Here is a 17281-nt window from a genome sequence, read left to right as displayed (position 1 = left end):
GCCTATCACCAGGAAACGCCCCGGACGGGGCGTTTTTTTATGCCGATCCTGTTATCACTTGCCGCAGCCCTCCTTGCCTTGAGTTGGCTGGCCCCCAACCATTACCCTCCTTGGACCAGTTTTCACAACGAAGCGCTGACGTTTGTTGCCCTGGCAATATTTGGGGGTTGTCAAATTGGGTGGAGGAAGATTGGCCTGCTACCAAAACAGGCCTGGGCTGTGTGGGCCTGGCTATTGGTGATCGTGGGCTGGCAGTGGGCCTTGGGGCTCATTTACTTTCATGGAGAAGCACTGCTGGTCAGCCTGTATGTTGTGGGCGCTGGGGTGGCATGGGCTCTGGGTTTTTCGTTGGTTCAGGACCGCTCTGCGGCCTCAAGGTACCTGGTTGTTACCGCTTTCGTGCTGTTGATCGCTGGCGGGCTTTCGACCTACGTAGCCGCTACCCAGTGGCTCAGTGTGGAAGATTCCATTGGGATCTTTGCGGTTGATCTTGGCGTTGGCGGCCGCGCTGTTGGCAATCTGGCTCAGCCCAATCTATTGGGAACCTTGCTCGTGATGTCGGTCGTCGCCAGCTATGGTCTTTATCGTTTTCAACGCTTGGGGCCGTGGGTGTTGGGCTTGGTGGTGTTGGCCTTGAGTTTCGGCATTGTGCTCACGGAATCACGTGCCGCCTTGCTCAGCGTGGTTTGTGTCTGCGTTTACTGGTTGGTGGCAGAGTGGCGTGCGGGTCGCTCTGTGCCATGGCGTCAGGTGTTGGCCTGGGCTGGTGGTTTATGGGGCCTGCGCATGCTCCACGGCGCGCTCGCGTTGAGCGCCGGTTTGGAGGCTCCCCGTGACCTCCAGTTTGGAACCGACAGCATCCGGATGATCCTCTGGCGGCAAGTCCTGGAGGGACTTTCCCAAGCGCCTTGGTTCGGGTACGGTTGGCGCGCGACAACTGCTGCTCAGCGGGTGGGCGCGGAGGTCTGGCCCGGCCCGGTGCCGACCGACTATGCTCACAATCTGCCGTTGGACTTGCTGGCATGGTTGGGTATCCCGCTGGGGCTGGTCACGATCGGGTTGATGATCTGGTTTTTGGCGCGTCTGGTCTGGCGAGCTCGACAGCCTCTGGATGTGGCGTTGCTGGCATTCACGATCCCTGTGCTGGTGCATTCCCAGCTGGAGTTCCCGTTTGCGTATGCCTTCTTTTTGTTTCCGGTGGCAGTGGTCTGGGGCGGTCTCTGCGCGCGCTTGGCCTCCGAGGCATTGTCCAGTGGGGCACGCGACATCAATGGCAGCCACGTGCAGCAGTTGGTCTTCGCCAGTGTGTTTCTGGTTTGGTCCGGTTTGGCGATTGGGGTGGCTTGGGAATATGCCGAAGTTGAAGACGCCTATCGGGTGATGCGTTTTGAAATGCGCAAGGTGGGTGCGCGCCCTGCCGAGTTTGAGGACCCAGAGTTGCATTTGCTCGATCAGTTCGATGCTCTGTTGACGCTGGGGCGCCTTGAGCCACGCCGAGGTATGTCGACGGATGAACTGAAGCGCATCGAACAGACCAACCGTAACTTCATTTGGGGTGGCTTACATCGCAAGTACATCGTCGCATTAGCCCTCAACCACCAAGGCGATGAAGCCCTGCATCAGTTGCGCACCATGGGCAACGTCTATGGCCGCGCCACCTATGAACAGGAGCTCAAGGCCTTGCAAGCGTTCGCCGCAGGCCCCTACCCCGAACTCACAGAAGTCCTGCGCCAGGCCCCCTCACCAGACGTGTTCTACGACAACCGGCCACCTCCGAAAGAGGCCCTCACGCTGCCACAAAATGACCCGACTTCCCGCCCTGCTTCTCCAGCAGGCGGACGTTCGTGATGGTCATGCCGCGGTCGGCGGCCTTGCACATGTCGTAGATCGTCAGCAGCGCCACCTGCACCGCGGTCAGGGCTTCCATCTCGACCCCGGTGGGGCCGGTGCATTCGGTGCGTGCGGTGCAGCGCACACCGCAGCCTTGATCGTTGGGCAAGGGTTCAAAGTCCACTGCCACACGGGTCAGGGCGATCGGGTGGCACAGGGGGATCAGGTCGCTGGTCTTTTTGGCGCCCTGGATGCCCGCGATGCGCGCAATGCCCAGCACATCGCCCTTCTTGGCGCTGCCCGACAGGATCAACGCCAGGGTGGCCGCTTCCATCAAAATCGAGCCCTGGGCCACGGCCACCCGGCGGGTGTGGTCCTTGGCACCGACGTCCACCATGTGGGCTTGGCCGTGTTCGTCAAAGTGGGTCAGGGGATTCATGGCGGCGGGCGCAGTGCGGCAAGCCATCGGTTTGCCGTGGGTTAACATTTTTTCGCCATCATACGGGTATGAAACCTATCCCAGCGAGGCTGCGCGCCAGCGGCCTTCACCTGTCGTTGAGCTTGATGGTCGCAGCTTTGGCCGCGGCCGTGGTGTTCGGGCTTTGGTACCCCTACCCCTACCGCGAGGTTTCGGGCGGGCGCGAGCTGTTTTTGTTGGTGGTGGGTGTCGATGTCATCGTCGGCCCCCTGATCACCCTGCTGGTTTTCAACCCGGCCAAATCCCGGCGCGAACGGGTACTCGACTTCTCGGTCATCGGCCTGTTACAGGTGGCGGCGCTGTGCTATGGCCTGTGGACCGTGGCGGTGGCGCGACCGGTGCACCTGGTGTTCGAGATCAACCGCTTCCGGGTGGTCCATGCGGTCGAGATCGATGAGGGGCTGCTGGCGCAGGCACCTCCTGGGCTGCAGGCACTGCCCTGGCGTGGCCCGACCCTGGTGGCTTTGCGTCCGTTCAAGAGCCCCCAAGAAGAGCAGGAAGCGACCTTGGCGGCCCTCAGTGGCGTGTCCTTGTCCGCCCGACCAGACCTCTGGCAGCCCTATGACCAGGCCCATCAGGCCCTCCAGGCGGTTGCTCGCCCCTTGGGTGAGCTGAGCCAGCGCTTGCCCGCCCAGGCCCCGGTCATCGCCGAATGGCTGCGCCAGCGACCCGCTGGCGCCCCCAGCGATGCCCTGGTCTACATTCCCATGGTGGGGCGCAAGCTGTTCTGGACCGTGGTGCTGGACCCCGTTTCTTGGTCGGTGCAGGGTTTCCTGCCCATCGACTCCTTCTGACCTCTTGTTGAGCAGGTGCCGCCGTGGCGCGTTTTTCATTCTCTCGGTCTTGGTGGCGTCCCGTCGCGTGGCTGCTGTGTGCCAGCCTGAGCGCACCGCCGCTGGCGACCGCGCAATTGCCTTCGATGGGGGGCGGCGACGGCATGACCTTGGGGGCGGAGCGCCGCCTGGGGGATCAGATCGCCCGGGAGTTGTTTCGTGACCCCGATTACCTCGATGACCCGGTGCTGCAGGCCTATGTCGAGGACATCTGGTTGTCCCTCATGCAGGCCGCACGCGCGCGCGGCGAGCTGACCCCCGACCAAGACGAGCGCTTTGCCTGGACCGTGGTGCTGGGGCGGGATCGGCAGGTCAACGCTTTTGCACTGCCCGGGGGCTACATGGGGGTGTACCTCGGCTTGATCGCCGTGGTGGCCAACCGCGATGAACTGGCCTCGGTGCTGGGCCACGAACTGAGCCACATCACGCAGCGGCACATTGCGCGCCTCATGTCCAAGGAAGGTCAGCAGACACCGCTGATGATTGCGGCTCTGATCCTGGCCGCGCTGGCCGCCAGCAAAAGCCCCGACGCGGCCAGTGCGCTGATGGTGGGTGGCCAGGCGCTGACCCTGCAGAACCAGTTGCGCTTCTCGCGCGACATGGAGCGCGAGGCAGATCGGGTGGGCTACAGCGTGATGACCGACGCTGGCTACAACGGCCAGGGCTTCGTCACCATGTTTGACAAGCTGCAGCAGGCGTCGCGCCTGAACGACAACGGCGCCTATCCCTACCTGCGCAGCCACCCGCTGACCACTGAGCGCATTGCCGACATGCAGGCACGCCAGCAACTCAAGGAGGTGGTGCCTGCGCCCCTCACGCTGGAGCATGCACTGATCGCCGCCCGTGCCCGGGCCTTGAGCAGTGTGAACATCGACCAGCAGCGCCAATGGGTGGCCGAGCCCGAGGGCGCGGGCTTTGCGGCCCTGCCCGTGACCCGCCAGGCCGGCATCCTGTACACCGCGGCGCTGGCCGCCTTGCAGTTGCGCGACCTGCCCAAGGCACGCCAGTGGGCGGCCCGCCTGCAAGACAAGGTGCGGGGCCAGCCTGAGGCGCAGCGCCTGCAAACCTGGCTGTTGGCCGAGGTCGACCTAGCCGCGGGACGACCTGCGGTGGCCGCTGCGCAGCCCTTGAGCGCCCAGGGGCCACGACCAGCGTTGTTTTTGGCGGTCCAGGGGCGCTTGGCCCAAGGGGGGCGCGATGCGGTTGAGGCGTCCGCCGAAACCCTGCAGACCTGGGTCACGCTGCGGCCGCACGACGCGGGGGCGTGGCTGTTGCTGGCCCAGGCCTGGCGCGCCGCAGGCAAGCCCTTGCGTGCCTTGCGCGCCGAGGCCGAGGCCCAGGTGGCTCGCTTTGACTTCCAGGCCGCGATGGACCGCTTCAAGGCCGCGCAGGAGTTGGTGCGCCGTGGCGGCGAGGCCGGCACCGACCACGTCGAAGCATCGATCATTGACGCGCGATCGCGCGAGGTGGGTTTACTCCTGCGGGAGCAGGCGAGCCAGCGCTGACTCGATCACCATGCCCAGGCCCGAGTAGATCAGTGAGCCGATCAGCGCCGCCACAAATCCCGTGACCTGAAAGCCGTCCAGCACGGTGGCGGCGGCCCAGAACATCAGCGCGTTGATGACGAACAGGAACAGGCCCAGCGTGACCACTGTGACCGGCAAGGTCAACAGCACCAGCAGGGGGCGCAGCAAGGTGTTGAGCAGGCCGATCACCAAGGCCGCGATCAGGGCCGAAGCAAAGCTGCTGACCTGCACGCCGGCATAGACATAGGCCACAAACAGCAGCGATGCAGCGCTGAGCAGCCATTTGAGGATGAGTTTCATGGGCGCAGCATAGCACCCGGTCCCGCCCCCAGGTCCAGGGGGGGGCGGGTGGGGAGGACGTCAGTCCGTGGCCAGCAGCAGGGCGGCGCCCATGCCCACGAGGGCGCTCGGCACGCTCCAGCGGGCGTCACGCGAAGCGGGCTGATCGGCGCTCACCGGTGCCAGGTCCACACCCAGCTTGGGCCGACGCGCATCGAGCACCCGAGCCGTGGGGTGCTGTTGGCGCAGGCTCTGGGTCAGCGAGACCAAGGGTTGCTGGGCCAGTTGCCAGGTGACCTGGTCCCCTTGGCTGCGCAGCTGGTCGACCAGCGGACCGAGCACTTTTTCAGCCCAGCGCGCGCGCCAGTGTTCGCGGTTGGCATGGCTCACCCATTGGCTGACCCGACGGGTCATGCGGGGCGGGCAGGCCACCAGGATCCACTGCGTGTTGGGGGCGTCGGCTTGGCGGGCCGCCCGCATGGGCAGCAGCATCTGGCTGGCATGCTCGCCGTCGTCGATATAGGCAATCAGGGTGTCCATAGCGTCTCCTTGCGTCGTGGCCTCGGTCGGCCGGGTTGAATCAACTGGGCTCATGCCTATCTTGCCTCAGGCAGCGGTATTTTGGGACGATGTATCGCCGTTACCACGGCGGCGCGTGCTCAGCCAACCGGCACCCAGCACGCCCAGGATGGCGACGGTGTAGGTGGCCCAGCGCGCAATGCTGTTGACCGTCTCCGGCGGATCGAACACAGCGTCCAGCAGCGGTTCGCCAATGATCATCTTGGCAGCCGTGAACGCCAGCACGGCGGCACCGGCTTGGATGATGATGGGGAAGCGTTCCACCAGCTTGAGCACCACCGAGCTGCCGAACACCACGATGGGCACGCTGATCAGCAGGCCCAGAATGACCAGGTCAAAAGCGCCGTGGGCAGCGCCGGCCACGCCCAGCACGTTGTCGATCCCCATCAGGGCGTCGGCCACCACAATGGTCTTCATGGCACCCCAGAAGGTGCTGACCACGGGGCCGTCGCCATGCTCGTCCTCTTGGTCAGCCAGCAGCTTGTAGGCGATCCACAGCAGGCCCAACCCCCCGACCAGCATCAGGCCCGGGACCTTGAGCAGCCAGACCACCCCCACGGTCATCACGGAGCGCACGGCAATCGCGCCCACCGTGCCCCAAAGGATGGCTTTCTTCTGCAGGTTGGGCGGCAGGTTGCGTGCGGCCAGGGCGATCACGATCGCGTTGTCGCCGGCGAGAACGAGGTCGATGAGGATGATGGCCAGCAAAGCGGACCACCAGGGTGCGGACATGAATTCCATGCGAAAAGGCTCCAGATGTGGAAATACATACCCTGGATGCGGTGGACGATGGATCAGACGCGCGCACCCAAGCGGGTGCGGCTCCAAGCGCACTTCGACCAAACCCTGCTCCAGGTTCGAATCGAAGGTCTTGCTCGGCATGGAGACATGCAGAAATATGCCCAGCAAGCCGGAAGCCATTGAAGTGCTTCGTATTGACGACTTGCTGATCTGGTCAAACAGCGCTATACGCCGAAATGACCGAGGGAGCTACTCCCCTTCGTGGCACTGATTTAACCATCACTCGGACGGAACCAACAAAAAACCGGATTATTCATGGGGTCTTGTTCGGGCCTGTCGGGGCCAAGGGCATCGGTGTGCTCCCGCCCGGCGCGGGTGGTCGGGCCTTATGATCGCGCCCCCTGATCCTTTTTTGCCATGGCTGGAATCCACATCACCGACATCGAAAGTGCCATCAACTACTGGCGCCACAAAAGGCCATCGCCCGACGGCGTGACCTTGCCGCCCGAGTTGCGTGCCTTGGCCGAGGTGTATGCGCTGATGGTGTATTTCCACGAGGACGAGGCCGACGAGTTCACCCTGCCCGTGGCCGCCGCCGCGGCCTGGCAACACTGGTACGACAGCACGCCCGACACCCCCTGCATTGCGATCTGCTCGACCAGCCAGGGCGACGAGTTGTGCAAGGGCTGTGGCCGCACTTTCTCCGAGGTGCAGCACTGGCCGGGCATGAGCCCGGCCGAGAAGCGCCACACCTGGCGCCGCATCACCCTGGAGGGCGATGCCTGGCGTTTCAACCGCTATGTCGAGCGCGCCGCCGAAGGCCCCCATGCGGCGGTCGCTGCTGTGGCTGCAGCCGGCCAGCAGCCCCCGGCGCGCCGGCGGCCACGGCCGCGCCTGGGCGAGGACTGAGCGCCTCAGTTCATTTCCAGCGCACGCACTCGATGTCGACGGTCTGCACGCCGTCGCCGAGCATCAGGGTGTTTTCCTGCACCGTGGCCTGCAACTGCATGCTGCGCTGTGCCAGCTTGGCCAGCGCCTGCGAGCTGTCGGTGGGCACCCGCCAGACCTGCAGCTTGTCCATGCGGGCGACCTTGCTTTCCATGCCCCGCCACCAGACTTCAGCGGCGTGGTGGAAGCAATAGACCAGCACCTGATCCGACTTTTGGCAGGCCTTGAGCAGGGGCTTGTCTTCGGGCTGACCCACTTCCACCCAGACCCGCTTCTGGCCCGTGAAATCGGTCAGCGACACGTCGGGGTCGTCCGGGTCCGACAGGCCGGCGCCGAAGGCCAGGGTGCCGTCGCCGTTGCACAGGTCTTGCAGCCAGTGGGCCTGCAAGGCCAGCGCCGCCAGGCGCACCATCATGCGTTCATCGGTCTCGCTGGGGTGGCGGGCCAGCGTCAGCGCGTGGTCGGCGTAGTAGTTGTGGTCGATGTCGGCAATCGACAGCGAGGCTTTGAAGATGGTGGATTTGAGGGCCATGGGATAGGGTGTTCAGGCCCGGCGCCAAAGAGCAAGGCAAGGCCAAGGCGCAGAGGACATGCAGGTGGTGACCAGGGCCCGCTCGGCCGGGTGGCCTGCGGGCCCGCGAGGCCCCGTTCGCCCACCCCAGGGCCCGCAGGCCTGGGGGCAGGACACGGTGGCAGGGGGCGTCAGGCGCGGCGCGCCAGTTCGGCGGCCTTGCCCACGTAGCTGGCCGGCGTCATGGCGAGCAGGCGGTCCTTTTCGGCTTGCGGGATCTCCAGCGAGCGGATCAGGCCGTGCAGGGCTTCGGCCGTCACGGTCTTGCCGCGGGTGACTTCCTTGAGCTTCTCGTAGGCGCCTTGCACGCCGAATCGGCGCATGACGGTCTGGATCGGCTCGGCCAGCACTTCCCACGACGCGTCGAGGTCGGCGGCCAGCGCTTCTTCGTTGAGTTCGAGCTTGTTCAGACCGGTGCTCAGCGAGCTGTAGGCCAGCGAGGCATAGCCCAGTGCGACGCCAATGTTGCGCAGCACGGTGCTGTCGGTCAGGTCACGCTGCCAGCGGCTGACGGGCAGCTTTTCGCTCAGGTGGCGCAGCACGGCGTTGGCCAGACCGAGGTTGCCTTCGGCGTTTTCGAAGTCGATCGGGTTGACCTTGTGCGGCATGGTCGACGAACCGATTTCGCCGGCCTTCAGGCGCTGCTTGAAGTAACCCAGGCTCACATAGCCCCACACGTCGCGAGCCCAGTCCACCAGGATGGTGTTGGCGCGGGCCACAGCGTCGAAGAACTCGGCCATGTAATCGTGCGGCTCGATCTGGATGCTGTAGGGCTGGAAGGTCAGGCCCAGGCCCAGCGGCTCGGGGGTTTCGATGACCTTGCGGCTGAAGGCTTCCCAGTCAAAGTCAGGCCAGGCCGAGAGGTGGGCGTTGTAGTTGCCGACGGCCCCGTTCATCTTGCCCATCAGCTTGACGGCTGCGATCTTCTCGCGCGCGGCGGCCAGGCGCACCAGCACGTTGGCGACTTCCTTGCCGACGGTGGTGGGGCTGGCGGTCTGGCCGTGGGTGCGGCTCAGCAGCGGCACGTCGGCGTAGGCCTGGGCCATGTCGCGCAGCTTGTTGATCAGGCCATCCAGGGCGGGCAGGATCACCTGGTCGCGGGCGGCCTTGATCTGCAGGGCGTGGCTGGTGTTGTTGATGTCTTCACTGGTGCAGGCAAAGTGCACGAACTCCGACGCGGCCAGCAATTCGGGGCGGGCGTCGAACTTGGACTTGATCCAGTACTCCACGGCCTTCACGTCGTGGTTGGTGGTCTTTTCGATCTCTTTGATGGCCAGGCCGTCGGCCTCGGAGAAGTTCTTCACCAGGCCCAGCAGGTAGGTGCGGGCGCCCGGGGTCAGGGGCTTGAATTCGGCGAAGCCGGCGTCCGACAGGGCGATGAACCAGGCCACCTCCACCTGCACGCGGCGGTGCATGTAACCCAACTCACTCATGAGTGGGCGCAGGGGGCTGAGTTTGCTGGCGTAACGGCCGTCCAGCGGCGAGAGGGCGGAGATGGGTGAGGAGCTCATCCCTGAATTGTAGGACGCCCGCCTCGGGCAAGGGGGGACTCGATAGAATGCGCCCCAAGGACCTGGCGTCCCCTACCCTGATAATGAGACCCATGAAACTGATCGGATCCACCACCAGCCCCTATGTGCGCAAAGTGCGCATCGTGATGGCTGAAAAAAAACTCGATTACCAGTTCGTTGTTGAGAACGTCTGGGCCGACGACACCACGATCAGCAGCTCCAACCCCCTGGGCAAGGTGCCCTGTCTGGTGATGGAGGGCGGCGAAGCCGTGTTTGACTCGCGCGTGATCGTTGAATACCTCGACACCCTGTCCCCGGTCGGCAAGCTGATCCCGGCCCAAGGCCGTGAGCGTGCCGAGGTCAAGACCTGGGAGGCGCTGGCCGACGGCCTGATGGACGCCGGTCTGCTGGCCCGCATGGAGGTCGTCTGGGCCCACCGCCCGCCCGAGCAGCGTTGCCAGGCCTGGATCGACCGCCAGTTCGGCAAGATCCACGAAGCCCTCAAGGCCATGAGCCAAGGCCTCGGTGACAAGCCCTATTGCAGTGGCATCCACCTCAGCCTGTCGGACATCGCTGTGGGCTGTGCCCTGGGTTGGCTCGAGTTCCGTTACCCCGAGATCGCCTGGCGCACCGAGCACCCCAACCTGGCGCGCCTGATGGACAAGCTGATGCAGCGTCCCAGCTTCGCGGACACGCGCCCCGAGTGACGCGGTCCCGCTTCTCTCCCGCACAAACCGGCCCTCGTGGCCGGTTTTTTCATGGGGCTGTCGCTGGCGGTTCAGCTGCGGGCGCGCCGTTTGAGCCAGCGCATCAGGGTGCCCAGCCCGGGCAGTTTTTCATACAGTTCTTCGGCCGCGTCCCAGTAGTCGCGGTGCCAGGCGATGCGGCCCTGCGGGTCCAGCCGCAGGTGGGTGACGCCGCGCACGGTCTGCAGCTGCGGTCCGCCCAGCCCCTTGAAGCGGAACACAAAGTCCCAGCTCAAGAACGCCTCCTGGCCCTGCGCCAGTTGGTGGGTGATGACGAAGCGGGGTTCGTGCAGCGCCTGGAACATATGCACGAACACGCCCTCGATGGCCGGCACGCCACGCACCTCGTTGAAGGGGTCCTTGAAGTAGGCGTCCGCGGCGTACAACTGGCCCAGCCGCGCCACGTCGCTGGCTTGCAGCTGCTCAAAAAACTGCACGATGCGGGGCCAGGCCTCGCTCGGCGCCGCCGTGTCAGGGGCCTGGGGGGTGGGCGGGGTGGCCGGGGGGAAGTGGATCACGGTCATCGGTGGCGCAGTCTGATGGAGCGGGGTCACAGGCCGGTGGCGCGGCGCACCACCGGGAAGTAAAGCCCATAGGGCAGCAGGCGCAGCAGCTTCATGAGGCGCGTGAAGCGCTTCGGAAAATGGATGTCAAAGCAGCCCTGCGCCCAACCCTGCAGCATGGCCTGTGCGGCCGCCTCCGGGGTGATCAGGGCCGGCATCGAAAAATTGTTCTGGGCCGTCAGCGGGGTGGCCACAAAGCCTGGGTTGACCACGCTCACACCGACGCCGTGCTCGTGCAGGTCCAGGTACAGCGTTTCAGCCAGGTTGATCAGGGCGGCCTTGGTGGGCCCGTAGGCCAGGCTCTTGGGCAGGCCCCGAAAGCCCGCCACGCTGCTCACCAGGCTCAGGTGGGCTGGCTGCCCCTGGCGGGCTTGGCTCAGCAGCCCTGGCAGCACGGCGGCCAGCACATGGAGCGCGCCCACGTAGTTGACTTCCTGGTGGCGCAGCATCTCGGCCAAGTCGAACTGGGTGGCGCGCAGGTCGCGGTAGTGGCCGGCGCAGTAGCACACCAGGGCCAGCGGGCCGGCGGTCAGCAGGCGCTGGCCCGCGGCCTGCACCTGGGCCGCGTCGGCACAGTCCAGCACCACGGCGTCGCTGCCCGGGTGTTGCTCGACAAAGCTGTGCAGGGCCGCTGCACTGCGCGCGGACACGATCACTTGCGCGCCGCGGTGGTGCAAGGCGCTGGCGGTGGCGCGTCCGATGCCACTGGAGGCGCCAATCAGCCAGACACGCCGGCCTTGCCAACGGGTGATGCGGGGATTGAGGCTCATGGCTCAGCGTTTCTGAAACGACAGAATGACCTCGCCCAGGCGCACGCCGAACTTGCTCATGGTGGCGCGGTTGAGCATGACCTGGTCATTCATCAGGATCATCCAGTCGTCAAACTGCACGTGGTAGACCGTGCCATCGACGGGCAGGGCCAGCGTGTAGGCCCAGCGCAGGGTGTTGCCGGCGGCCTCGCCGGTGGCCTCGCCCACCACGTCGTCGGCGCGTCCGCTGTAGCGGCCACCCCCCAGGTCGGTGATGCGCCAGACCCGGCGCTGGGTGCTGCCATCGGCGTACAGGAACTGCTCGTCGAGCACCCCTTGGGCGCCTTGCCACTGGCAGTCCATGACCACGCTGAAGCGCTTCACGATCTGGCCACTGCGGTCCATGAAGACCCCCTGGGCATCGACCCGGCCGTTGAAGTACTGGCGCAGGTCCAGCACGGGTTTTTCGTTGCGGTAGTCGCTGACCTGGGGCCCGGCGCAGCCTCCCAGGGCCAAGGCGCTGGCGCCAAGGGCACCCAACATCACTTGTCGTCGTTGCATCACTTACTCCTAGGGGGACTGAGGGGGGACGGCGGCGGCCGCAGGCCGCACGATCAGGGCATACAGGCACAGGGCCGCCAGCAGCTTGAGCCCGCAGGGCAGCACGGCATAGGCCAACGACAGGGCTTGCAGCCCCGCCTCGCTGCGGCTGCCCGGCTGGTAGCCCAGCAGGCCCAGCAGCGGCAGGGCCAAGCCGGCGGCCAGGGCCAGGTTCAGTTTGGTGGCGAAGTTCCACCAGCCGACATAGCGGCCGGTCTGGGCCGGGCCCACGCCAGCCTGTTGGATCAGCCCTGCGAGCAGGGCCCCGGGCAGGGCCAGATCGCTGCCCAGGGCCAGGCCCGAGAGGGCGCACACCGCCAAGAACGGCAGGCTGTCCCCAGCGCCCAAAGTGGCCGCGCTGGCAAACACACTGACCGACAAGAGCATGCCGCCCAGCCAGCTGCGCGCCAGCCCGAAGCGGCCCACCGCGCGCAGCCACAGCGGGATCGACACGGCGGCGCACAGGAAGTAGACGCCCAGGAACAGCGGCTCTTGGGCGGCGCTGGCCTGCAGCCGGTCCTGCACGAAAAAAAGCACCAGGGTGGCGGGCACCGCACTGGCGATGCCGTTCAGCATGAAGACCCCCAACAGGTGCCTGAAACCGCGCTGCTGCCAGGGCTGCCACAGGCTGGCGCCCGGGTCGTCTTGCAGGGCTTCGCGTTCGGGTTGCGGTGCGTGGCGCCAGGCCCAGCCACCCAGCCACAGGCCCAGGGCCAGGGCTCCCAGCAAGGCGGGCAAGCCGGCCAGCGTGGGCAGCACCGAGGCCAGCAAGACGCCCAGCAGGCCAGCGCCTTCGCGCCACGCCACGATGCGGCTGCGCTGCACTTCGGTGCCGCCCAGTCGGGCGCCCCAGGACTGGTGGGCAATGCTCAACAGGCTGTAGGCGGCGTAGGTCAGCATCAACAGGGCACCGGCCCACACCAGCAGACCGTCGGCCGACAGCGTGGGCGGGAAAAACAGCCCCACCATGCCCAGCGCCAGCAGCACCGAAGCGCCGGTCGCGCTGTGCCACACCGCATGCACCGAGCGCTGGAACAGGCGGTCGCTGAGCCGGCCCAGGCCCGGGTCGATCAGTGCGTCGAGCAGCCGCGCGCCCAGCAGCAGCGCGCCCAGGCTGGCCAGCGGCACACCGAATTCGCGTGCGTAGTGGTTGGGCAGCAGCACATACAGGGGCAGGGCCACAAAGGCCAGGGGCAGGCCCAGCAGGCCATAGCTCAGCCCGTGCTGCCAGCGCCAGTGGGGGGTGTTCATGGGCTGGCCTGGCTGAGCAAGGCTTGACGCAGCTTGGGCTCCGAGGTGGCCGGAGACAGCCAGATGCCAAAGAACAGGCGCGAGAACACCGGGTCGTTGACGCTGCCGATGGCCCGGCCGTCCATCTTGAAGGTGGCCCCCACGCCGGGCTGGTGCAGGCCCATCAGGCGGTCACCACGTTTCACATCGGGCAGCAGTGCCTGCAGCTGCTGCAGCCAGCGCGTGCCTTGCTCGGGGCTGAAGTCGCCGATGCGCTTCATCTCGTCGAGCGAGCGTTTGGCGATGGCCGCCCCCGTGAAGTCGCGTTGGTACTGCAGCTCGAGGGCCAGCGGCAACTCAGCGTACTGCTCGGCCTGGAAGCCCGGGCTGAGCCAGAGCCGGGCCTGGTAAATCTCCAGGCCCAGGAAGCGCATGGTGGCTGTGCCGGCGGCCCTCACCCCGGGCAAGGGGGGCTCGCTGACGGGGGCCTGCGCCCGGGCGCCCACGGCCAGGCCGGTCAGGCCCAGGGCCAGGTGCTGCTGGAAACGGCGGCGGCTGACGCGGCGTGGGCTCATGGCTGTGGCTTGACCAGGGTGTACTGGACCAGGTCGATGCTGCCCATCGCGAAGCCGGCCTCGCAGTAGGCGAGGTAGAACTCCCAGATGTGCATGAAGCGCTCGTCAAAGCCCAGTTGCTGGATGCGGCTGCGCTGGGCCAGGAAGCGATCGCGCCAGTGTTGCAGCGTCAGCGCGTAGTCCTGGCCAAAGGCGAAGCTGTCCTCGACCTGCAGGCCTGCGGCCTCGGCGGCGCGGCGGAACTCGCGCGGGCAGGGCAGGCAGCCGCCCGGGAAGATGTACTGCTGGATGAAGTCGGTCGAGTTGATGTAGCGGTTGAACAGCGCGTCGTCGATCACGATGCTCTGGATGCAGGCGCGGCCGCCGGGCTTGAGCAGGCGGTTCACGGTCTCGAAGTAGGTGGGCCAGTATTCGCGGCCCACGGCTTCGATCATTTCGATCGAGCAGATGGCGTCGAACGGCGCGTCCTGGATGTCACGGTAGTCCTGCAGGCGCAGGTCGGCGCGGTCGGCCACGCCCAGGCGCTGCATGCGCTGGCGGGCAAAGTCGAGTTGCTCGGTGGACAGCGTGACGCCGGTCACCGAGGCCTGGAATTCGGTGCTGGCCATCTCGGCCAGGGCGCCCCAGCCGCAGCCGATCTCCAGCACCCGCTGGCCCGGCTCGACGCGCGCCATGCGCAGGGCGCGGCGCACTTTGGCGTGCTGGGCCTCGCGCATGCCCTGGGTGGCCGCGCCGCCCTCGAACCAGGCCGATGAGTAGTTCATGGTGTCGTCCAGCCACAGCTCGTAGAACGCATTGCCCAGGTCGTAGTGGGCGTGGATGTTTTTGCGGCTGTTGCTGCGCGTGTTGCGGTGCAGCAGGTGCTTGATGCGGTACAGCAGGCGCCCGGCCCAGCTGCCGTAGATCACGTCGTCCACATGCTGGCGGTTGGCCAGGAAGACCTTCAGCAACTCGGTCAGGTTGGGGGTGGTCCAGTCGCCGGCGATGTAGCTTTCGGCAAAGCCGATGTCACCCGACTTGAGCGCCGCGTGGCACACCTGCCAGTTGCGCAGGGTCATGGCCGCCGCCGGCCCGTCGCCGTTGCCAAAGTGCTGCAGCGTGCCGTCTGGAAACTGCACGGTCAGTGACCCATGCTGCAGGCGTTGCAGCAATCGGATGGCCGTGCGGGCGGCCGCGGGGGTGCCCTGCGGCAGGGCGAAGCGGGTGGTGGCGGTGCTGCTGTTCATGGCGGTGTCGTTGGGGTGGGGTTCAACGGCTCACAAAGGCGTCGGGGGCCTTGGGCTGGCGGTGGAAAGGCACGCGCTTGAGCCACAGCTTGAGCGCTTGCAGGTGGATGCGGGCCATCACGCCCAGCGTCATCAGGGGGTAGCCCCACAGGGCGCGGCGCAGGCTGGCGCGGGTGATGGGTTCGAGGCGGCCGCTGACGCTGGTTTGGATCAGCGGACCGAGTTCGTCGTCGTGGTCGATGCGCACCACGGTGCGCTCCTGGCCGGCCTGGTGGGTGCGCATGAAGCGAAAGCGGTAGCCCCCGCTGATGGCGCAGAACGGCGACACATGGAACACCTTGCGCGCCGTCAGTTCGCGGCCCCAGGCCGGCTGGTCGAGCAGGTAGCAGTGGCGTTCACCGAAGGTGTTGTTGACCTCGACCACGATGGCGCGCAGGCGGCCATCGCGCTGGTGGCAGTACCAGAAGCTCACCGGTTTGAAGGTGTAGCCCAGCACGCGCGGGTAGCAGTGCAACCAGACCTGCCCATCGGCGTCATCGATGCCTTCGGCCGCCAGCAGCTCGTCGAGCCAGGCCAGCGCCCCACCCTGCTCGGGCGGGCGGCCATCGCCATGGTCGCGGTCAAAAAAGCTCAGCGCAGCAGGCCGGTTGATGGCCAGGGCGCTGTCGTGCAGGCCCGCGCCGCGCATCGGCAGCATGACAAAAAAGGTCGGGTAGGCGAAGGCGTTGTGTGCGGGCCGCAAGCGGGTGTGGCGCACCTGGCCGAAGCCCAGCAGGGGGCGCTCGTCTGGCGTCCCCGGGGCCGGGCCCGCGGGGTGGGACGGCGGGACGCGGCTCAGGTTCATGCCGCCTGCGCTTGCCGTTGCGGCAGGCTCTGAATCAGTTGACGCGCCGCTTGCAGGCCGGACTTGAGACCGTCCTCGTGGAAGCCGTAGCCGGTCCAGGCGCCGCAGAACCAGGTGTGCTGCTGGCCCTGCAATTCGGGCACGCGCTGCTGGGCGCGGATGGCGGCCTGGTCAAACACCGGGTGCGCGTACTCGTAGCGGCCCAGCACCTGGGCCGGGTCAATGTCTTGCACCGGGTTCAGCGACACCAGCACCGGCTGCTCGAACGGCATCGGTTGCAGCTTGTTGAGCAGGTAGTGCAGGCAGACACGGGCGGATTCGCGTGAGTTGTCTTGCGCACGCTCGTAGTTCCAGGCGGCCCAGGCGCTGCGGCGCTGGGGCAGCACGCGCGCATCGGTGTGCAGCACCGCGAGGTTGGGCTGGTAGCTGATGGCGCCCAGCACGTCGCGCTCGGGGCCGCTGGCGTCGCGCAGCAGGCTCAGGGCCTGGTCGGAGTGGGTGGCGAGGATCAGGCGGTCAAAGCGCTCGGCGCGGCCTTCGGTGACGATGCGCACGCCCGCGGCATCGCGCTCGATCAGCTGCACCGGGGTGTTCAGGCGCTTGTCGGCAATGCCGGCCGTGATCTTGTCCACGTAGTGACGCGAGCCGCCACTGACCGTGTGCCAGGCGGGCCGGTTGCTGACCTGGATGAGGCCGTGGTTGTAGCAAAACCGGATCATCGTGGCGACCGGGAAGCGCAGCATCTGGTCGGTGGGGCAGCTCCAGATGCAGCCCAGCATCGGCAGGAAATACCAGTCACGGAACGCGTCGCCGAAGCGGTGTTGGCGCAGAAAGTCTTCCAGCGGCTGCATCAGCGCCGACTCTTCGCCGTTCTGTGCGATCTGGGTGGTCAGTCGGTTGAAGCGCAGCAGGTCAGCCAGCATGCCCAGGAAGCGGCGGTTCAGCAGGTTGCCGCGTTGCGCAAACACCGTCGACAGGTTGGAACCGCTCCATTCAAGCTTGCGCCCCGGGCCCAGCGCATCGGGCACCTGGACCGAGAACGACATGTCCGACGGCGCGGTGGCCACGCCGAGTTCGGCCAGCAGGCTGATCAGCTGCGGGTAGGTGCGCTCGTTGTAGACCAGAAAACCGGTGTCCACGCCGTGCGTGACCTCACCGCGTGCGGTGGGCAGCGTCACGTCGACCGTGTGGGCATGGCCCCCAAAGTAGCTGCCGGCCTCAAACAGGGTGACATCTGCATGGCCTCGCAGCGTGTGGGCAGCGGCCAGGCCCGAGACACCCGAACCCACAATGGCGACTCTCATGCGAGCCTCCATGCCGGGGTGGCCCGGAGCGGGGGGAAGAAAAGTGTTGCGAAGCGCCCCGAAACGAAGGAGGGAGGGAGGGAGGAGGAGAAGCGTTTCAGGATTTCATCCGGGCCACACGGCGCCAGAAGGCTTCGCAACATCGAAA

Annotated in this window: 19 protein-coding genes; 5 read left to right on the top strand and 14 right to left on the bottom strand. The window is 66.4% G+C overall.

Annotated features, from left to right (window positions below):
* The first annotated feature begins 39 nt into the window (after positions 1–39).
* Positions 40–1848, top strand: a complete 1809-nt coding sequence (locus tag PSQ40_RS12595; RefSeq protein WP_273951870.1) for a PglL family O-oligosaccharyltransferase — start codon at positions 40–42, stop codon at positions 1846–1848.
* On the opposite strand, the gene moaC is transcribed toward PSQ40_RS12595, so the two are convergent.
* Positions 1787–2269, bottom strand: coding sequence for a cyclic pyranopterin monophosphate synthase MoaC (moaC, locus tag PSQ40_RS12590; RefSeq protein ID WP_273951869.1), 483 nt, complete (start codon positions 2267–2269; stop codon positions 1787–1789). The genes PSQ40_RS12595 and moaC overlap by 62 nt on opposite strands.
* 68 nt (positions 2270–2337) lie before the next feature.
* Between moaC and tfpZ the strand changes: the two genes are divergently transcribed.
* On the top strand, positions 2338–3102 hold the full coding sequence (gene tfpZ / locus PSQ40_RS12585; RefSeq protein WP_273951868.1) for a TfpX/TfpZ family type IV pilin accessory protein: 765 nt from the start codon (positions 2338–2340) through the stop codon (positions 3100–3102).
* Positions 3103–3125: 23 nt separating this feature from the next.
* Positions 3126–4646 carry a M48 family metalloprotease gene (locus PSQ40_RS12580; RefSeq protein WP_337961830.1) on the top strand — a complete coding sequence of 507 codons (1521 nt, stop codon included), beginning with the start codon at positions 3126–3128 and terminating at the stop codon, positions 4644–4646.
* Here PSQ40_RS12580 and PSQ40_RS12575 read toward each other — a convergent pair.
* The 3 genes from PSQ40_RS12575 to PSQ40_RS12565 all read right to left on the bottom strand — a co-directional run bounded on the left by PSQ40_RS12575 (position 4614) and on the right by PSQ40_RS12565 (position 6266).
* Complete coding sequence (locus tag PSQ40_RS12575; RefSeq protein WP_273951867.1) at positions 4614–4967, bottom strand: phage holin family protein; 354 nt, start codon at positions 4965–4967, stop codon at positions 4614–4616. The genes PSQ40_RS12580 and PSQ40_RS12575 overlap by 33 nt on opposite strands.
* A 60-nt stretch (positions 4968–5027) precedes the next feature.
* Positions 5028–5486 (bottom strand): hypothetical protein, encoded by a 459-nt coding sequence (locus PSQ40_RS12570; protein WP_273951865.1) that lies wholly within the window; start codon positions 5484–5486, stop codon positions 5028–5030.
* 66 nt (positions 5487–5552) lie between these two features.
* On the bottom strand, positions 5553–6266 hold the full coding sequence (locus PSQ40_RS12565; RefSeq protein ID WP_273951863.1) for a TerC family protein: 714 nt from the start codon (positions 6264–6266) through the stop codon (positions 5553–5555).
* A 417-nt stretch (positions 6267–6683) separates the two neighbouring features.
* Between PSQ40_RS12565 and PSQ40_RS12560 the strand changes: the two genes are divergently transcribed.
* Positions 6684–7175: a DUF3717 domain-containing protein gene (locus PSQ40_RS12560; RefSeq protein ID WP_273951862.1), complete on the top strand. Its 492-nt coding sequence runs from the start codon at positions 6684–6686 to the stop codon at positions 7173–7175.
* A 10-nt stretch (positions 7176–7185) separates the two neighbouring features.
* On the opposite strand, the gene PSQ40_RS12555 is transcribed toward PSQ40_RS12560, so the two are convergent.
* Together PSQ40_RS12555 and purB are read right to left on the bottom strand one after the other, a co-directional pair.
* Positions 7186–7746, bottom strand: a complete 561-nt coding sequence (locus PSQ40_RS12555; RefSeq protein ID WP_273951861.1) for a YaeQ family protein — start codon at positions 7744–7746, stop codon at positions 7186–7188.
* 170 nt (positions 7747–7916) lie between these two features.
* Positions 7917–9296, bottom strand: a complete 1380-nt coding sequence (gene purB, locus PSQ40_RS12550) for an adenylosuccinate lyase (protein ID WP_273951860.1) — start codon at positions 9294–9296, stop codon at positions 7917–7919.
* Positions 9297–9388: 92 nt separating this feature from the next.
* Here purB and PSQ40_RS12545 point away from each other — a divergent pair, with 92 nt between their 5' ends.
* Complete coding sequence (locus PSQ40_RS12545) at positions 9389–10003, top strand: glutathione S-transferase N-terminal domain-containing protein (RefSeq protein WP_273951859.1); 615 nt, start codon at positions 9389–9391, stop codon at positions 10001–10003.
* A gap of 71 nt (positions 10004–10074) precedes the next feature.
* Here PSQ40_RS12545 and PSQ40_RS12540 read toward each other — a convergent pair whose 3' ends face one another.
* The 8 genes from PSQ40_RS12540 to PSQ40_RS12505 are packed head-to-tail and all read right to left on the bottom strand — an operon-like array spanning position 10075 to position 17133.
* Positions 10075–10566 carry a nuclear transport factor 2 family protein gene (locus PSQ40_RS12540; RefSeq protein WP_273951858.1) on the bottom strand — a complete coding sequence of 164 codons (492 nt, stop codon included), beginning with the start codon at positions 10564–10566 and terminating at the stop codon, positions 10075–10077.
* A 26-nt stretch (positions 10567–10592) separates the two neighbouring features.
* Positions 10593–11375 (bottom strand): SDR family NAD(P)-dependent oxidoreductase, encoded by a 783-nt coding sequence (locus PSQ40_RS12535; protein ID WP_273951857.1) that lies wholly within the window; start codon positions 11373–11375, stop codon positions 10593–10595.
* A 3-nt stretch (positions 11376–11378) separates the two neighbouring features.
* Complete coding sequence (locus tag PSQ40_RS12530) at positions 11379–11915, bottom strand: DUF3833 domain-containing protein (protein WP_273951856.1); 537 nt, start codon at positions 11913–11915, stop codon at positions 11379–11381.
* A 9-nt stretch (positions 11916–11924) separates the two neighbouring features.
* Positions 11925–13205, bottom strand: coding sequence for an MFS transporter (locus PSQ40_RS12525; RefSeq protein WP_273951855.1), 1281 nt, complete (start codon positions 13203–13205; stop codon positions 11925–11927).
* The gene (locus tag PSQ40_RS12520) at positions 13202–13759 is read right to left on the bottom strand and encodes a chalcone isomerase family protein (protein ID WP_273951854.1); all 558 of its coding nucleotides are present in this window, start codon (positions 13757–13759) and stop codon (positions 13202–13204) included. The genes PSQ40_RS12525 and PSQ40_RS12520 overlap by 4 nt, the downstream gene beginning before the upstream one ends.
* Positions 13756–14985, bottom strand: coding sequence for a class I SAM-dependent methyltransferase (locus PSQ40_RS12515; RefSeq protein WP_273951853.1), 1230 nt, complete (start codon positions 14983–14985; stop codon positions 13756–13758). Before PSQ40_RS12515 ends, PSQ40_RS12520 begins: the two co-directional genes overlap by 4 nt.
* A 22-nt stretch (positions 14986–15007) precedes the next feature.
* Positions 15008–15829 (bottom strand): DUF1365 domain-containing protein, encoded by an 822-nt coding sequence (locus tag PSQ40_RS12510; protein ID WP_273951852.1) that lies wholly within the window; start codon positions 15827–15829, stop codon positions 15008–15010.
* On the bottom strand, positions 15826–17133 hold the full coding sequence (locus PSQ40_RS12505; RefSeq protein ID WP_273951851.1) for an NAD(P)/FAD-dependent oxidoreductase: 1308 nt from the start codon (positions 17131–17133) through the stop codon (positions 15826–15828). The genes PSQ40_RS12510 and PSQ40_RS12505 overlap by 4 nt, the downstream gene beginning before the upstream one ends.
* Positions 17134–17281 lie beyond the last annotated feature (148 nt).

It is taken from the genome of Curvibacter cyanobacteriorum, from assembly GCF_028649475.1.
GTDB classification, from domain to species: Bacteria; Pseudomonadota; Gammaproteobacteria; order Burkholderiales; family Burkholderiaceae_C; genus Curvibacter; species Curvibacter cyanobacteriorum.
This window is presented reverse-complemented; position numbering and strand designations above follow the sequence as displayed.

What these genes read in the sequence shown, in the direction of transcription:
- PSQ40_RS12595 (WP_273951870.1), top strand. Translation starts at nt 40, where the DNA reads ATGCCGATCCTGTTATCACTTGCCGCAGCCCTCCTTGCCTTGAGTTGG.
- moaC (WP_273951869.1), bottom strand. Translation starts at nt 2,269, where the DNA reads ATGAATCCCCTGACCCACTTTGACGAACACGGCCAAGCCCACATGGTG.
- tfpZ (WP_273951868.1), top strand. Translation starts at nt 2,338, where the DNA reads ATGAAACCTATCCCAGCGAGGCTGCGCGCCAGCGGCCTTCACCTGTCG.
- PSQ40_RS12575 (WP_273951867.1), bottom strand. Translation starts at nt 4,967, where the DNA reads ATGAAACTCATCCTCAAATGGCTGCTCAGCGCTGCATCGCTGCTGTTT.
- PSQ40_RS12570 (WP_273951865.1), bottom strand. Translation starts at nt 5,486, where the DNA reads ATGGACACCCTGATTGCCTATATCGACGACGGCGAGCATGCCAGCCAG.
- PSQ40_RS12565 (WP_273951863.1), bottom strand. Translation starts at nt 6,266, where the DNA reads ATGGAATTCATGTCCGCACCCTGGTGGTCCGCTTTGCTGGCCATCATC.
- PSQ40_RS12560 (WP_273951862.1), top strand. Translation starts at nt 6,684, where the DNA reads ATGGCTGGAATCCACATCACCGACATCGAAAGTGCCATCAACTACTGG.
- PSQ40_RS12555 (WP_273951861.1), bottom strand. Translation starts at nt 7,746, where the DNA reads ATGGCCCTCAAATCCACCATCTTCAAAGCCTCGCTGTCGATTGCCGAC.
- purB (WP_273951860.1), bottom strand. Translation starts at nt 9,296, where the DNA reads ATGAGCTCCTCACCCATCTCCGCCCTCTCGCCGCTGGACGGCCGTTAC.
- PSQ40_RS12545 (WP_273951859.1), top strand. Translation starts at nt 9,389, where the DNA reads ATGAAACTGATCGGATCCACCACCAGCCCCTATGTGCGCAAAGTGCGC.
- PSQ40_RS12540 (WP_273951858.1), bottom strand. Translation starts at nt 10,566, where the DNA reads ATGACCGTGATCCACTTCCCCCCGGCCACCCCGCCCACCCCCCAGGCC.
- PSQ40_RS12535 (WP_273951857.1), bottom strand. Translation starts at nt 11,375, where the DNA reads ATGAGCCTCAATCCCCGCATCACCCGTTGGCAAGGCCGGCGTGTCTGG.
- PSQ40_RS12530 (WP_273951856.1), bottom strand. Translation starts at nt 11,915, where the DNA reads ATGCAACGACGACAAGTGATGTTGGGTGCCCTTGGCGCCAGCGCCTTG.
- PSQ40_RS12525 (WP_273951855.1), bottom strand. Translation starts at nt 13,205, where the DNA reads ATGAACACCCCCCACTGGCGCTGGCAGCACGGGCTGAGCTATGGCCTG.
- PSQ40_RS12520 (WP_273951854.1), bottom strand. Translation starts at nt 13,759, where the DNA reads ATGAGCCCACGCCGCGTCAGCCGCCGCCGTTTCCAGCAGCACCTGGCC.
- PSQ40_RS12515 (WP_273951853.1), bottom strand. Translation starts at nt 14,985, where the DNA reads ATGAACAGCAGCACCGCCACCACCCGCTTCGCCCTGCCGCAGGGCACC.
- PSQ40_RS12510 (WP_273951852.1), bottom strand. Translation starts at nt 15,829, where the DNA reads ATGAACCTGAGCCGCGTCCCGCCGTCCCACCCCGCGGGCCCGGCCCCG.
- PSQ40_RS12505 (WP_273951851.1), bottom strand. Translation starts at nt 17,133, where the DNA reads ATGAGAGTCGCCATTGTGGGTTCGGGTGTCTCGGGCCTGGCCGCTGCC.